General features: G+C 56.7%; 15 protein-coding genes. All 15 read left to right on the top strand.

The features are described from left to right. The first annotated feature begins 1 nt into the window (after position 1). Positions 2-1,228 carry a cell division protein FtsA gene (ftsA, locus tag LJE94_02460; GenBank protein MCG6908969.1) on the top strand — a complete coding sequence of 409 codons (1,227 nt, stop codon included), beginning with the start codon at positions 2-4 and terminating at the stop codon, positions 1,226-1,228. Between the two features lie 91 nt (positions 1,229-1,319). Continuing rightward, positions 1,320-2,504: a cell division protein FtsZ gene (gene ftsZ / locus LJE94_02455; protein ID MCG6908968.1), complete on the top strand. Its 1,185-nt coding sequence runs from the start codon at positions 1,320-1,322 to the stop codon at positions 2,502-2,504. Further along, positions 2,504-4,231: a radical SAM protein gene (locus LJE94_02450; protein ID MCG6908967.1), complete on the top strand. Its 1,728-nt coding sequence runs from the start codon at positions 2,504-2,506 to the stop codon at positions 4,229-4,231. The genes ftsZ and LJE94_02450 overlap by 1 nt, the downstream gene beginning before the upstream one ends. A gap of 99 nt (positions 4,232-4,330) precedes the next feature. Then, complete coding sequence (locus tag LJE94_02445) at positions 4,331-4,768, top strand: cytochrome c family protein (protein ID MCG6908966.1); 438 nt, start codon at positions 4,331-4,333, stop codon at positions 4,766-4,768. A gap of 58 nt (positions 4,769-4,826) precedes the next feature. Continuing rightward, a complete protein-coding gene (locus LJE94_02440; protein ID MCG6908965.1) occupies positions 4,827-6,107 on the top strand; it encodes a 4Fe-4S dicluster domain-containing protein in 1,281 nt (426 codons plus the stop codon). Then, positions 6,100-7,062, top strand: coding sequence for an RnfABCDGE type electron transport complex subunit D (locus LJE94_02435; GenBank protein ID MCG6908964.1), 963 nt, complete (start codon positions 6,100-6,102; stop codon positions 7,060-7,062). Before LJE94_02440 ends, LJE94_02435 begins: the two co-directional genes overlap by 8 nt. Before the next feature lies 1 nt (position 7,063). After that, complete coding sequence (locus tag LJE94_02430) at positions 7,064-7,654, top strand: RnfABCDGE type electron transport complex subunit G (protein ID MCG6908963.1); 591 nt, start codon at positions 7,064-7,066, stop codon at positions 7,652-7,654. 10 nt (positions 7,655-7,664) lie between these two features. Beyond that, complete coding sequence (locus LJE94_02425) at positions 7,665-8,270, top strand: electron transport complex subunit E (GenBank protein ID MCG6908962.1); 606 nt, start codon at positions 7,665-7,667, stop codon at positions 8,268-8,270. 10 nt (positions 8,271-8,280) lie between these two features. Next, positions 8,281-8,856 carry an electron transport complex subunit RsxA gene (rsxA, locus tag LJE94_02420; GenBank protein MCG6908961.1) on the top strand — a complete coding sequence of 192 codons (576 nt, stop codon included), beginning with the start codon at positions 8,281-8,283 and terminating at the stop codon, positions 8,854-8,856. Positions 8,857-9,075: 219 nt separating this feature from the next. Further along, positions 9,076-10,044, top strand: coding sequence for an alpha/beta hydrolase (locus LJE94_02415; GenBank protein MCG6908960.1), 969 nt, complete (start codon positions 9,076-9,078; stop codon positions 10,042-10,044). A 118-nt stretch (positions 10,045-10,162) separates the two neighbouring features. Continuing rightward, complete coding sequence (locus LJE94_02410) at positions 10,163-10,393, top strand: hypothetical protein (GenBank protein ID MCG6908959.1); 231 nt, start codon at positions 10,163-10,165, stop codon at positions 10,391-10,393. Positions 10,394-10,802: 409 nt separating this feature from the next. Beyond that, entirely contained in the window at positions 10,803-11,753 is a 951-nt protein-coding gene (locus LJE94_02405; GenBank protein MCG6908958.1) for a DUF523 and DUF1722 domain-containing protein, read from the top strand. A gap of 2 nt (positions 11,754-11,755) precedes the next feature. Further along, positions 11,756-13,132, top strand: a complete 1,377-nt coding sequence (locus LJE94_02400) for a deoxyribodipyrimidine photo-lyase (protein ID MCG6908957.1) — start codon at positions 11,756-11,758, stop codon at positions 13,130-13,132. A 237-nt stretch (positions 13,133-13,369) separates the two neighbouring features. Next, positions 13,370-13,825: a pyridoxamine 5'-phosphate oxidase family protein gene (locus LJE94_02395; GenBank protein MCG6908956.1), complete on the top strand. Its 456-nt coding sequence runs from the start codon at positions 13,370-13,372 to the stop codon at positions 13,823-13,825. Further along, positions 13,822-15,918, top strand: a 2,097-nt coding sequence (locus tag LJE94_02390; protein MCG6908955.1) for a hypothetical protein, incomplete at its 3' end; no start/stop codon positions are given. The genes LJE94_02395 and LJE94_02390, both read left to right, overlap by 4 nt.

The following is a 15,918-nucleotide window of genomic DNA, read 5'->3' as shown; positions in this document are numbered from 1 at the left end:
GGTGCATGGGCAGGAAAACATAGTCGTCGGACTCGATATAGGGACGACCAAAATATGTGCGGTGGTGGGCGAGGTTTCCCACGGAGAGATCAATATCATCGGCACCGGAACGAGCCCCTCCATAGGGCTCCGCAAAGGCGTCGTGGTCAATATCGAGTCCACCGTGGAATCCATAAAAAAAGCGGTTGAGGAAGCGGAACTGATGGCGGGATGCGAAATATCGTCCGTGTACGCCGGCATTGCGGGCGGGCACATCACCGGGTTCAACAGCCGCGGGATCGTCGCCATCAAGGGGCCCGAAATCACCAAAAACGATGTGGAGCGGGTCATCGACGCGGCCCGGGCCGTGGCCATCCCCATGGACCGCGAGGTCATCCACGTGCTGCCCCAGGAGTACATCGTCGACGAGCAGACGGGCATACAGAACCCCGTGGGCATGGCCGGCGTACGGCTGGAGGCCAAGATCCACATCGTCACCGGTGCCGTGACCTCGGCCCACAACATCGTCAAATGCGCCAACAGATCGGGGTTGGATGTTTGCGACATCGTGCTGGAGTCGCTGGCTTCCGGCGAAGCCGTGCTGACCAACGAGGAAAAGGAGCTGGGAACCGCGCTTCTCGACCTGGGGGGGGGAACGTCCGACCTGGCCATCTTCTCCGGAAAAAACATCAAGCATACCTTTGTCCTGTCCCTGGGGGGCAACAACCTGACCAATGACATTGCCATCGGTCTGAGGGCGCCCCTGGTGGAGGCGGAAAAGATCAAAACGAAATTCGGAACCTGCCTGTCCGCCAACATCCACAGCGACGAGGCCATCGAAGTTCCGGGCATGGGCGGGCGCGATCCCAGGAAGCTGCCCCGCCAGATTCTGGGCGAAATCCTCGAGCCGCGCATGGAGGAAATTTTCACCCTCATTCAGCGGGAAATATACCGCGCCGGCATGGAAAACGCCATCAACTCGGGGATTGTCGTCACCGGTGGAACCGCCCTGCTGGACGGCATCACCGATGTCGCCGAATCTATCTTCAACCTGCCGACCCGGCTGGGAAAGCCCAGCGGCATCAGCGGGCTGGTGGACGTCGTCAACAACCCCATGTACGCTACAGGCGTCGGGCTGGTACTGTACGGCGCCCGGATGCATCCGTCGAAAAAATTCAGAATCAGGGACAAAAACATATTCAACGGCATCATGGGCCGCATGAAAAAGTGGTTCAAAGACGTCATCTGACAACAACGGTGCCCGCAGGCGGTCCCGTCATGAAATATCAAGCTTGAATAATAGCAACCGAAATGCAGTTAACCATTCAAAGGGGGGGAACATGTTTACTTACATTGAAAATGAGAAATCGGCAAAAATCAAGGTCATCGGCGTCGGCGGCGCAGGGGGGAACGCCATAAACAACATGATCGCCAGCAACCTCAAGGGCGTCAAGTTCATCTCGGCCAACACAGACGCCCAGGCCCTGGATGTCTCCCGGGCCGAGGTCCGCATCCAGATCGGCGAACAGCTGACCGAAGGACTGGGGGCCGGTGCCAATCCCGACATCGGCAAAGAGGCCGCCCGGGAAAACAGCGATAAGATTCGGCAGGCCCTGGAAAACAGCCACATGGTCTTCATCACCGCCGGGTTCGGCGGCGGAACGGGCACCGGTGCCGCGCCGGTCATCGCCGAAATCGCCAAGGATATCGGGGCGCTCACGGTCGCCGTGGTTACCAAGCCCTTTTCGTTCGAAGGCAAGAAAAGAACCCGGCAGGCCGTCGAAGGCATCGATGCGCTCAAGGAAGTGGCCGACACCGTCATCACCATTCCCAACGACCGACTCAGGGGGCTGGCTTCCAAAAATGCCAAGATGATCGACATGTTCAAAAAAGCGGACGAGATCCTGCTGCATTCGGTCAAGGGCATCACGGACCTGATCATGATGCCGGGCCTGGTGAACCTCGATTTTGCCGACGTCCGCACCACCATGTCAAGGGCCGGCCTGGCCATCATGGGCATCGGCGTCTCCAGGGGCGAAAACCGGGCCGTGGAAGCCGCCGAACGGGCGATATCCCATCCGCTTCTCGAAGATATCGCCATCTCCGGCGCCAAGGGCGTGTTGATGAACATCACCAGCAGCAGCGATCTCACCATGGAGGAAATGACGGAGGCCTCCGAACGAATCTACAATGAAGTCGGCGAAGATGCGGACATCATCTGGGGCACGGTGGTCGACGACACCCTCGAAGACGAGATGCATGTAACCGTCATCGCCACGGGCATCGGATCGGGACCGGACACCTCATCCGCCTGCAAGATCACGGACCACCCGCTTCGCGGCAGGGTGCGCGATATCACCCCGGCGGACATCGAAAGGGGCATCGACTTCGACGAACCGACGTTCATCCGGCAGAAGGAAGCCACCAACGACGCGGGCTACGGCGGCTACGGCAGCACCGAAGGGATCATCATCGACAACAGCGACCTGGAGGTGCCTACATTCTTAAGACGTAAAGCGGACTGATGGTCGGAAAAGGCGACAGGGAACGTCTCCGCCTGTTGGCGGCGGAGGCGGGGACCATCCGCAAAGCGCACGGCGGAATGATCAGCGTGGCCCTGGTGTACCCCAACACGTACCATGTCGCCATGTCCAACCTGGGCTTTCAGTCGGTGTACCACATTCTCAACACGTTGGAGGGTGTGGTCTGTGAAAGGGCCTTTTTACCGCCCCCCCGTTCTACCGGTTCAAAGGCCCTTTCCTCCCTGGAGTCCGGCAAGCCCGTTTCCGGCTTCGACGTCGTGGCTTTTTCCATATCGTTTGAAAACGATTTTCCCAATGTGATCACGATCCTCGATGCGGCCAACCTCCCCTCCCTGGCCGAGGATCGCGACCCCCGCCACCCGCTGGTAACAGCGGGTGGCGCAGCCTGCCTCTTGAATCCCGAACCCGTTGCAAGGTTTATGGACTGCTTTCTGATAGGCGAGGCCGAAAAGCTGCTTCCCCGCTTCATGGACCTTTTTTCACGGTATCCCGACCGTGAGGACCTGCTCCTGAAGGCCTCCGGGGAGATGGACAGCTTTTATGCGCCGTCTCTTTTCGAAGACCGGTACCACCCGGACGGCACCTTGAAATCCCTGAAGACGGTAACAACGAAAATTCCCGGCGTTATCCACCGGGCCCGTCTGGACGACCTGTCGGGTACGGCAACCTGCAGCACCGTCGTGACCCCGCACACGACTTTCGAGCGCACGTTTCTGGTGGAAGTGTCCCGCGGATGCCCGCACGGGTGTAGATTCTGCGCGGCCGGATATGTCTATCGCCCCCCGCGCTTCAGGCCCCACGGGGAACTGGCCGCCACCATCCGGCAAGGCAGGGCGCTGGCACGCGAAGTCGGCCTGGTCGGTGCGGCGGTCTCCGACCTGCCCGGGCTGGACGCATTGTGCCGTGAAAGCGCCGCAAACGGCATCGAAATCTCATTCAGTTCCCTCAGGGCGGATGCCCTCACCGATGAACTGCTGCACCAACTGCGGAAAAACAGGGTGAAAACCGCTACCATCGCCCCCGACGCGGGTTCGGAGCGCATGCGCGCAGTAATCAACAAGGGGCTTTCGGAAACGGACATCATTCATGCAGCCGGAAAACTGGTTTCCGCCGGTGTGCCCAATTTGAAACTGTATTTCATGGTCGGCCTGCCCTTCGAGACCATGACGGACGTGGATGCCGTTGCCGAGCTGTGTAAACAAATCAAAAGCGCCTTTCTCGAATCGAGCAAACGCAAAGGAAAAATGGGCCGCATCACCGTCAGCCTGAACGCCTTCATCCCCAAACCCCATACCCCCTTCCAGTGGGCGCCCATGGAAAAAGTGTCTCTTCTGAAGGAAAAAATAAAACGGATTAAATCCGCCCTGAAGGCCGTGCCCAATATAACGGTGAATGCCGAAGCACCCAGACAGGCTTACATGCAGGCCCTCTTCTCACGCGGCGACCGGCGCCTGGCCGATCTTCTCCTGCTCGGCAGGGACCACCGGTGGAACTGGGCCCAAACCTTCAAGGCGTCCGGCTTCGATCCGGATTTCTATGTATACCGCCAACGGGCCGCCGATGAGGTGTTCCCCTGGGACGTCATCGACCACGGCGTCCACAAATCCTTTCTCTGGTCGGAATATCAGCGCGCCGCAAAGGGTCAAAAGACCAGGGCCTGCGACCCGCTCTCCTGCCGTCTCTGCGGCGTGTGCCCGCCCCGGTCCTGATGCATGAATAAAAACTTGAAAGGGAGGTCGCATTATGGTAGTCGGTTCTCTGCTGCACCAAAACAAATCATTAATTAAGATGAAAGGGTTATATTGAATATGCTCTCGGAGAAAAGGCTGAAAATTGTCTACGGGTTGATCATATATCTCTTGCTTGTCGGTGTCCTGTGTTATGCAGCATTCCCTGAAAAATCGCCTGTAGAACCGGTGCGCAAAACCTACAACGTCGTTGCGGGCAAGGTTTTATTCGACCACCAGGCGCACGCTTCAGAGCTGCACTACGGGCTGTCCTGCTACGATTGCCACCACCACCCCATCGATGACGATTCCTCCCTGATCGCTTGCGGCGACTGCCATTATGCCACGGAAGAGGCGAACGGGCTCCCTGATAAATGCTTGGAATGCCACGATGCCGATGAGGTCGAGGGCACGGAGATATTGAAAAGATCCGATGCGTTTCATGAGCAGTGCATCAACTGCCATCAGAACTTTGATGCCGGACCGGTTGCCTGCACCGCGTGTCATACCACGTATTAGACTGGTCGTGCGCATGGGGGACATTTAAAAAAATGCAGCAAAATAAAAAGGTTGAATTATGACAAAACGCTCATTTTTCGGTTTAACCAGACCTCGAATCCAATATCTGCCCATAGCCGGCAAAATGGCCGCACCGGCCGCCCTGGCTAAGCCGGCCGGCGTCACCCTGCTGATACCCTGTCCGGTCGGGGATATCGACAAAAACCTGGTCAAGCCGGGTGACAAGGTGAAGACCGGTCAGAAAATCGCTTTGGCCGCGGCGCCCGATGCCTACGGCATCGCCAGCATTTCGGGCACCGTGGCGGCTGTCGAAAGATTTCCCGGGGAAGCGGGACGCGAATACACTGCCGTAACCATTACCGCCGCGGGTGACGAAGCCGCGGATGACACCTTCGCAGCCCGATGCGAACCGACCCTCGAAAACGCCGCCGCGTTCCTCGCCTGCGTTCCCGGTGCACCGGACTTCAAGCCCCTGATGGATGCGGAACGGCCGATCGACACCATCATTGTGAGCGCCATGGACGAGGACCTTTTGGTCCTGACCGCCCAGTACACGCTGAACACCCGCATGGAAGAAATCAAGGCCGGCATATCCTTTCTAAAAGCGATCAGCGGCATCGGCAACATCGTTATCGCCACGCCCAGGGACGCCCTGCAGGGTTACGGTGAAATCGGGGCTTCGGTCATGTACATGGATACCGCCTATCCCTCGGGCTTTCCGATACTCGTCGCCCAAAAAGTCATTGGCAAAGAAATCCCCCTCGGGAAAAGCTTTCAGGATCTGGGGGTGTGCTTTTTCAGCGCCGAAGCGGTCGCATCCATCGGCCGCGCGTTTACCCAGAAAAGAATCCCCCTGAAAAAAACGATCACGTTTATCGACAAGCAGGGCAACCGCTCGCTGGTGTCCGCCAGAATCGGCACCCCCATCGCCGATCTCCTGAAAGCGCACAACGTAAGCCTCGCGGACAAGGATCGCATCATCCTCGGAGGTCCCATGACCGGCCACAGCGTATTTTCTGCGCAATATCCGGTCCAGCCGTCCACCGATGCCGTTCTGCTTCAGGACAAAGCCGATATTTCCCTGACATCCGACTATCCCTGCATCAACTGCGGCGACTGCGTCAGGGTCTGCCCGGCCAGAATCCAGGTCAGCATGCTTGTCCGTTTTCTGGAGGCGGGACAATACGAGGAAGCGCGCGACGGCTATGACCTCGATGCATGCCTCGAGTGCGGCCTCTGCAGTTATGTATGTGTCTCTAAAATTCCGATTTTCCAGTACATCAGGTTGGCAAAGCACGAACTCGGCCGGATGACTACCGAGGAGGCGACAGATGAATAGCCAGACCAAGTTAATCGTTTCGCATGCTCCATTTCTGCACAATGGCAGCGGAATTGCCGGGCGCCAACTCAACATCATATGTGCCGCCCTGCCCGCGGCCCTGCTGGGGGGCGTTTTCAGGTTCGGCATCCCGGCCATCGGCGTTGTGTGCCTTGCCGTCTCGACGGCCATGCTCTGGGAGCTTGCCATGAACAAGGCCATGAAGCGGTCCGTCTCCATCGGCGACGGCAATGCAGCCCTTATCGGCCTGCTCTTTGCCATGATGCTGCCGGCGACCGCCCCCTGGTGGCTGGTCATCACGGGAACATTCGTCGCCATTGTGGTCGGCAAACAGATATTCGGCGGGATCGGCGGCAACGCGTTCAACCCCGTGGCACTCGCGATCGCCATCCTGATGGTTTCCTGGAAGGACTATTTCGACTTCAACGCCATGCTGGCCAACTACTCCACCGACTTCCCCATGGCCTATCCCCTGGCTGCATTGAAAAATTTCGGCGCCGGCGGCATCGACCAATACAGCATCGGCGATTTCCTGATAGGCCGTCAAGCCGGAGGCATCGGCGCCACTTTCGGCATCGGTCTCATTCTGGGTGGACTTTACCTGATCGCGAGAGGATTCATTCGCTGGGAAATTCCCGTATCCTATCTGGCCGGCGTCTTCATCACCGCCTTTTTGTTCAACCAGATCGATCCCGCCCGCTATGCCGATCCTTTCTTTCACATATGTACCGGCTACACCCTGATCGGAGCTTTCTTCCTGGCCACCGAGGATTCGTCGTCGCCGGTCAACGCCGTCCCCATGCTGATTTACGGCGCCGCCGGGGGGCTCATGACCGTTCTGATCAGAAATATCGGTGCTTACATCGACGGCACCGTGCTGGCCGTTTTGTTGATTAACCTCATCAACCCCCTGCTGGACAAAATCCGGCCCAAAGCCATGGGAAAGGCTGTTTGACATGCGTGAACTCATTAAAATGGTAGTCGTCCTCACGGTCCTGAGCTCCTTCTCCGGGGGGCTATTGGCCGCCGTAAAAAACGGGACCAAAGAACGGATCGAGTATCAGCAATTGAAATTCGTCAAGGGCCCCGCCATTAAAAGCATTCTGGAAGGCGCCTCCAACGACCCGATCGTCGATCGCTTCAAGATCAAGTACGACGGCGGCGAGGCCAGCTTCTTCGTGGGCATCTTCGACGGCAAGGCGCACGAAGTCGCCTTCGAAAGCAGCGGCAAGGGGTTCGGCGGCGACATCGGACTCATGGTGGGTGTCGACGTCACAGATGACAAGATCGTCGGTGTAGGCGTGACCACCCACAGTGAAACGCCCGGTGTCGGGTCGAAGGCCAAAAGCGACCCCACCTTCACCAACCAGTTCAAGGGGATGAATCTGATAGAGACCTTCAAGGTCAAAGCGGACGGCGGACAGGTCGATGCGATGTCCGGCGCCACCATCACCTCGCGCGGGGTGTCTTCCGGGGTTACCCAGGCCGGGGCCCTCTACAAACGCCTGAAACCACAAATACAAGCCAAGCTCAAGGAATTCAAATAGGGAGAAAAAGATGGCGAAGTCGCTCGTGCAAGAATTCACCAAAGGCCTCTGGGAGGAGATCCCCCCGTTTCGCCTGGTACTCGGATTGTGCCCCACCCTCGCCGTGACCAAGACCGTTGAAAACGGCATCGGCATGGGGCTGGCAACCACTTTTGTTCTGGTGTGTTCCAACATTCTGGTATCGTCACTGCGCAAGGTTATCCCTTCCAAAGTCAGAATCGCATGCTTTATCATCATCATCGCCACTTTCGTGACGGTGGTGGAACTCGCGATGCAGGCCTATACCTACCCGCTGTTTCTCAAGCTGGGGATATTCATTCCCCTGATCGTCGTCAACTGTATCGTCCTGGGACGCTCCGAGGCGTTTGCCTGTAAAAACGGCGTGGTAAGGTCCTTTCTCGACGGCCTGGGCATCGGCGTCGGTTTTACCCTGGCCCTGGCCTCCTTGGGTGCCGTACGCGAGCTGTTCGGCAACGGCACGCTGACTTTATGGGAAACGCCGATTCAGATTTTCGGCCCGTCATTTCACCCCTTCACCTTTATGATCGAAGCACCGGGCGCTTTTATCTGCCTCGGTCTCATGCTCTGCCTGATGAACCTCGTGGGCAGTAAATAGGAGATTACCAATGGGCGATTACGTACTGCTTGCCATCAGCTGCATTCTCATCAACAACATCCTCCTGGCCCAGTACCTGGGGAACTGCCCCTTTCTGGGCACCTCCAAGAAAATGGAAACCGCCGTCGGCATGGCCATGGCCGTGGTGTTCGTCCTGGTGATGGCCGGCGTCATCACATGGATGGTAGATGCATTCGTTCTGAGGAGCCTGGGGCTGGAGTACCTGCGGACCATCGCCTTTATCCTGGTGATCGCCTCGCTGGTGCAGTTCGTGGAGATGTTTCTGAAAAAAAGCATCCCCGCGCTTTACGCCGGGCTGGGGATCTTCCTGCCGCTCATCACCACCAACTGCGCGGTTATGGGCGTGTGCCTGATCAACATCAAGGAAGAGTACAATTTCATGCAGGCCCTGGTGGCCTCCTTTGCCTATGCCGTCGGCTTCGGGCTGGCCCTGGTCCTGTTCGCCGGCGTCCGTGAAAAAATTCTGCTGGCGCGCGTGCCCAAACCCCTGCAGGACACCTCCATCGCCCTGGTGACGGCGGGCATCCTCTCCCTGACCTTCTACGCCTTCAAGGGGATGGTATAGAAAACAAAGAACCATTATTGATGATATGGTGCCTTGAAAAATCAACCCGCCAGTCCAACGTTGAAGCGGAACATTTATAGGGCAAATGCGCTAACATGCACAAACATGCACAAACAACTTTACGGCCGGTTCGGCGTTACCTGCCGGCCAACGTCCGCGCCTTAATACGGTAGACAGATCCATTTTTTCTGATGATCGCAATGACGACCGGAGCGTCAAATGCATGCATGGACGAAAACGATCTGCGTCATACTGATATCCATTGTCGCCGGCTGTTCGGCAACGCTTCCCAAAAACAGTCCCCCCGCATCGAAAACCTATAAAAACAAGGTCGATGTGCGCGTCATGGGAAGCCGCCGCTCCTACCTGGTGCACGTTCCGCCGGCCTATGAAGACCGGACCCCCCTGCCGCTCGTGGTCGTCATCCACGGCGCCTTCGAAACCGCATGGGATATCGAGAAAAGATCCGGCTTCAGCGATTTGGCCGACAGGGAGGGCTTTGTCGCGCTGTACCCCAACGGCATGGGACTGTTTGGTTTTTTGCAGCACTGGAATGCCGGGCACTGCTGCGGCAAAGCCGCCGAGGACGGTATCGACGACGTTGGCTTCATCGCCACAGCCATCGACGATGTTCGCACGCGCCTGTCGATCGACCCCGACCGCACGTATGCGGTTGGATTCTCAAACGGGGGCATGCTCGCCTACCGGTTTGCGGCGGAAAAAACCGGCACCCTGGCCGCGCTGGCGGTTGTCGCGGCAACCATAGGGGGCAGGCCCTCCGACAATGTACCCGTTTGGCGCCCACGGAAACCGTCCGGCCCCCTGCCGGTAATCGTGTTTCACGGCCTGGATGACGATGCCGTCCCGCCACAAGGCGGTGTCAGCTCGAAACGGGGGGGGAAGCGCACCTTTCTTTCCATAGAGGACTCGATCCGTTTCTGGGTGACCAACAATGGCTGCAATCGGGAACCGTTGTCCGGTGAACGTCGTCAAAACAGTGTCCGCATTCAAACCTGGAAAGGGTGCCGCCAGGGTGCCGATGTCGTGCTCTATCTGCTGGAAAAGTGGGGGCACGTCTGGCCGGGGCTATACTATACGGCTGAACTGAACGATGAGAACCCCCTGAAGGGATTCGATGCCGCCGGCATCATCTGGGACTTTTTCAAGGCCCACCATCGAAACATCTAGCGTGTCCGCAACGCACACCGCCTGCAGATCACATTGCCCGGGTTTGATTTTCCAAAATAGTGCTTATTGTATATGTGAACCATCTGACCCTGAATGCAAGTCTCGAGGAGGTTTATATATGAAAAAAATAGACTGTTTATCCGAAAAATTATCCGCCCGCACCCTGGGCTTTTTCTTGCTTCCGTTTACCTTTGTACTCGCGTTCATCGGCGGCATCGTCCTGCCGGTGATCGGCTTTTTCTTCGCGCTGCCGCTCCTTGTCATGAGTGGCGCGCTCATCTTTGCTCCGGAAAGCAAGGCCTGCCGCCTGCTTACCGAAACGGCCAAGAAGACGGTTGCGAGACGCTGATGGATTAAAGACGACGCAGGTGGAATGGGAGCGACTTTGTCACCGCCGACGTGTATAGGCCTGTCATGCTTTAATGGTGACAGGCTTTTCGTTTTCCTGTTAGAAAATCGATGTGTTTATGATAGGCTATGCGTCAATTAACAGATGTTAAGCAGAAATTTGAATCGCAATTTTGAGCGCACTTGCCGCAGCTTGCTGCGGGGAGCGTTCAATTCATTCCGCATTGCCCCGCATGAAAATCGGGATCTTCGACTCGATTCGGCAATCAGCGGTGACATCAAATATAGTGGGAGGTTGCCGATCAAACCAGTGACGTCCGTCAGAGCCTTGACGCACAAGGAAGACCCATCGAAGGGGCCTGGTACACCGTTGTCGCTGATTTTTTCAAGTAATTAGCAAGGAGATCACAATGGACATGAAGGTCAGAGTCGGTATCAGCAGTTGCCTGTTGGGGAAGCCGGTGCGCTGGAATGCAGGTCACAAGCTGGACAAATACCTCACCAACACACTGGGGCAGTTCGTGGAATATGTACCGGTTTGCCCCGAGGTGGAGGTCGGCCTGGGCGTCCCCAGGGAATCCATGCGTCTGGTGGGCGATCCTGAAAATCCGCGGCTGATCACCTTTAAAAGCAAAACAGACCATACCGACAGAATGGTTCGATGGGCCAGAAAACGCGTCAAGGCGCTCGAAAAAGAAAATCTCTGTGGCTTCATCTTCAAAAGCGACTCTCCCAGCAGCGGCATGGTCAGGGTCAAGGTTTACAGCGAAAAGGGCATGCCCAGCAAGGTGGGCGTGGGTATCTTTGCCCGGGAATTCATGCGCCGTTTCCCGTCGATTCCCGTTGAAGACGACGGCCGGCTCAACAACCCTCAGATCCGGGAAAATTTCATCATGCGCATTTTCACCATGCAGCGCTGGCGAGAATGTCTGACCGGACGAAAAAGTGTCGGCAAACTGGTTGACTTTCACACCCGCAACAAACTGCTGCTTCTGTCTCACAGCCAGAAACACTACCGTATGATGGGCAAGCTGGTCGCCCAAGGCAAACGCCTGCCCATCCAAGACCTGTTCCAGCAGTACCAGGAGCTGCTCCTGGACACCCTGAAACTGCAAACGACCATCAAGAAAAACATCAATGTCCTTCAACACATTATGGGATATTTTAAAAAGCAGTTGAGTGCGGACGAAAAACAGGAACTGCTCGAAACCTTTGACCATTATCACCAGGAACGCGTGCCCCTGATCGTGCCCATCACCCTGATCAACCATTATGTCCGCAAATATCAGCAGCCGTACCTGAAAAACCAGACCTATCTCCATCCTCATCCACTGGAGCTCAAATTGCGCGTATATATCTAATCATGCAACCAGGACGCCTAAAAAAACGCAACAGCCGTCCTGTGAAGGACGGCGACTATATCCTCTACTGGATGCAGCAGTCCCAACGGGCGGAATGCAACCACGCCCTGGAATATGCCATACAGCAGGCCAACCGCTTAAACCGCGGGTTGCTGGTCGCCTTTGGTCTGACCGACAGCTACCCGGAGGCCAACCTGAGACACTACACCTTCATGCTGCAGGGCTTGCAGGAAACTGAAACTGCTTTGAAGGCCAGGGGCATCAAGATGGTTCTGCGGCGCGGACATCCCCCGGATGTCGCTTTGGAACTGGGCGCAAAAGCATGCCTGATCGTCTGCGACCGCGGGTACCTGAAATATCAGCGGGCCTGGCGCAAACAGGTCGCTGAAAACGCTCCGTGCCGGGTTGATCAGGTGGAAAGCGACGTGATCGTGCCGGTTGAAGTCGCATCCAACAGGGCGGAGTATGCCGCCCGGACGATTCGTCCCAAGATTCACCGGCTCCTCCATACTTACCTGACAGGACTGAAGAATACGGCCGTAAAAAAATCATCCCTGGACCTGCCTGTCGATGGCCTGACATTTCGCTCCGTTGAGGAAGTGCTCGAAGAGCTTGACCTTGACCGCAGGGTTTCCCCCGTATCTGCATATATTGCCGGCGGCACCTCCCAGGCTAAAAAGCGTCTTGCGAATTTCATCCGCTATCGTCTGCAACGTTACGAAGATAACAGCAACCAGCCCCAGACCGATGACTTTTCCCTCATGAGTCCCTATCTACATTTCGGTCAGGTTTCCCCCCTCTATGTAGCGCTCAAAATCATGCAGACCACGAAGGCATCGCCAGCCGTCAAAGACGCTTACATCGAGGAACTCGTGGTGCGGCGCGAACTGGCTATGAACTTTGTCTCCTACACGCCCGATTACGACAAATACGCCTGCATTCCGGGCTGGGCCAAGAAGACCCTGTCAGACCACCGTGGCGACAGGCGCGAGCATGTCTACAGCCGCCACCAGTTGGAAACCGCCAAAACCCATGACCCTTACTGGAATGCGGCCATGCTGGAAATGAAGCACACCGGCTTCATGCACAACTACATGCGCATGTACTGGGGTAAAAAAATTCTGGAATGGTCCCAAACGCCGCAGCACGCTTATCGGACCACCCTGGCCCTCAACAACACCTATTTTTTGGATGGGCGCGATCCCAATTCCTATGCTGGTGTGGCCTGGATCTACGGCGTGCATGACCGGGCCTGGAAAGAACGTCCGATTTTCGGCAAGATACGCTATATGGCAGCATCGGGGCTGGAAAGAAAATGTGACATCGACGCTTATGTCCAAAAAGTAAACGACCGGATAAAAAAGAAACCGATTTGGTGATTATCAATCTGTTTTAATTATAAAATATCATAGAAACCGCCGGACATGCCAGAAAATTATAAGGGCACCCGGCTTTACCCAGCCTTGCAACTGCGGGGTTTATATTTTTCGATAAGTGTATTATTGTGTGCCTATAGGGGCGATTGAACACTCCCCGCAGCAAGCTGCGGGGAATGCGCTCGCTATCTCGGTTCATCGCCTGGTTCAAAACATATTCTCTCTATCGGAAACGTGTCCATGAAAACGACCCATCAGTTTCGAAAACAGCTGACCGCATTGTTCGCTTCCCAACATCTGGCCACACTGTCCACTCAACATGGCGGTCAGCCCTATGCCAGCCTGGTGGCCTTTCACGCTGCCGAAGATCTGAAGCGCCTGTTTTTCGTGACGCCCAAAACCACGCGCAAGTTCGCCAACTTGACCGCCAACAACCGCGTTGCCATGCTGATAGACAACAGCAACAACCAGGCTGCCGACTTTCACGAAGCCGTTGCCGTTACAGCGGTGGGCATCGCCGGCGAAATTGTCGGAATCGATAAAGAGACGACGCTAAAACAATACCTGGCCAAACACCCCCATCTGGAAGAATTTGCCCGGGCCCCCACTTGCGCCCTGGTGGGTGTCTCGGTCCGGTCGTACTATCTGGTCAGAAAATTCCAGAATGTCAGCGAGCTGCATATAGAATCGACATGAGTTGGATATTGCCCCTTGAAGAGATTCAGCCCCGTGACCGCCAACGCGTAGGCGGCAAGGCATATGCCCTGTGGCAGCTGGCAGCAGGCGGCTTTGCCATTCCCGATACTGTCTGCGTTACCAGCGAGGCCTACCATGATTTTTTGCAGATGAGCGGTCTGCGTGAACGCATCATGCTGGAGCTCCACCGCAAAGACTTCAAGGAGATGCGCTGGGAGGAGATCTGGGATTGTGCCACCCGCATCCGCAACATGTTCATGATCCAACCACTTCCCGGAGACCTGTCTGAGCACCTTAAAAAAAGCCTTCACCATATTTTCGAAGACAAATCGGTCGCGGTGCGGTCCTCCGCTCCGGATGAAGACGACGCGCGCACTTCGTTTGCCGGATTGCACGAATCCTATGTCAATCTGACGGGTATCGACGCCATTATCAAGCACATCCGCCTGGTGTGGGCATCCCTCTGGTCGGACGCCGCCCTGCTCTACCGCCAGGAAATCGGACTCGATATTGAAAAAAGTGCCATGGCGGTGGTGGTTCAGGAAACCATTGCCGGCGACTGTTCGGGCGTGGCTTTCACCCGCAATCCCAATGACCCGCGGCAGGCGGTCATCGAAGCCGTGCACGGGCTGAATCAGGGCCTGGTTGACGGTAGCATCGAACCGGACCGCTGGCTGGTCGAGCGGGCCTCGGGCACCATCGTGAATCACACCCAACCCGGGCGCAGCCACTGGTTCATACCCGCCCGGGGTGGTGTAAAACGGGCGACCCTGCCGGATGACAAGGCTGACCGCCCGCCCCTCGACAATAAGAAGGTCAAAACGGTATTGACCACTGCCGTAAAGGCCGAGGAATATTTCAAGGCACCTCAAGATGTCGAATGGACCTATCAAGGGCAGCAACTGACGCTGCTGCAATCCAGACCGATCACGACCCTTCAAAGCGAAAAAACCGGCGACAAGCGCGGCTGGTATCTGAGTTTACACCGCAGTTTCGACAACCTCAAGGAACTGCGCCGGAAAATCGAAGAAGACCTGATTCCCGGCATGATCACGGCCGCCGAAAAGCTGGGTAAAAAAAACCTGGCCAGCCTCTCGACCAAAGCACTTGCCCAAGAGATCAGAAACCGGTGGGAGATCAATAACCATTGGGTCAATATCTATTGGTCCGATTTCATCCCCTATGCCCACGGGGTGCGGCTTTTCGGTCAGGTGTACAACGATACCGTTCAGCCCGAAGACCCCTATGAATTCATCGATTTGCTCACCGATACGGACATGGCCAGCCTGGCCAGAAACAACATGCTCATTGAACTGGCCGCCGACATTCGAAAGGACAGCCGCTTGAGACAACACCTCGAATCCGGGTCTCACACCGACATCGATCCCGGCTTCCGGTCCAGGGTCGAGGCTTTCATCGAAAATTTCGGCGACCTTTCCTGCGCCGTTACCGGGGGCAAAGACTGTGTCCTGGGAACCGCCCCGCTGTATAGGCTGCTGATAGAACTCGCCGACCATCCGCCATTCGAAGGTGCCCACAAAAGCGACAGGGTAAAAAGGCTTGAGAAACGCTTTCTCAACAGCTTCGAGGACGGCCACGGTGCCCATGCCCGCGAATTGCTGGACCTGGCCAGAAGCAGCTACCGCCTGCGGGACGACGACAACATCTATCTGGGCCGCATCGAGGCACAGCTGTTGGCTGCCGTCCAGGAGGCAAGGCGCCGGCTCGAGGCGCAACCCGATGAAGCCCTTTCAAAGGCGCTGGAGGAGATCGATTTCAAAGAAGGCAGCGCCGTCCAATCCTCAACAGCCCCCCAAAAAGGCGCTTACACCTTGCAAACGCGCCAGCTGACAGGCCAGCCGTCGGGTCCCGGCATATCAAAAGGCAGGGCGCGGGTCATCCAGCACCATCATGAACTGAGCAGTTTCAAATCCGGGGAGATTCTGGTGTGTGATGCGGTCGATCCCAACATGACCTTCGTGGTGCCGCTGGCCGCAGGTGTCGTAGAGCGCCGGGGCGGCATGCTGATCCACGGCGCCATCATCGCCCGCGAATACGGGCTCCCCTGCATCACCGGCGTGCCCGACGCCACC

The sequence above is a fragment of the Deltaproteobacteria bacterium genome (genome assembly GCA_022340465.1).
GTDB lineage: Bacteria > Desulfobacterota > Desulfobacteria > Desulfobacterales > B30-G6 > JAJDNW01.
Note: the sequence above shows the minus strand (reverse complement) of the source record. Positions and strands in the feature narration are given on the sequence as shown.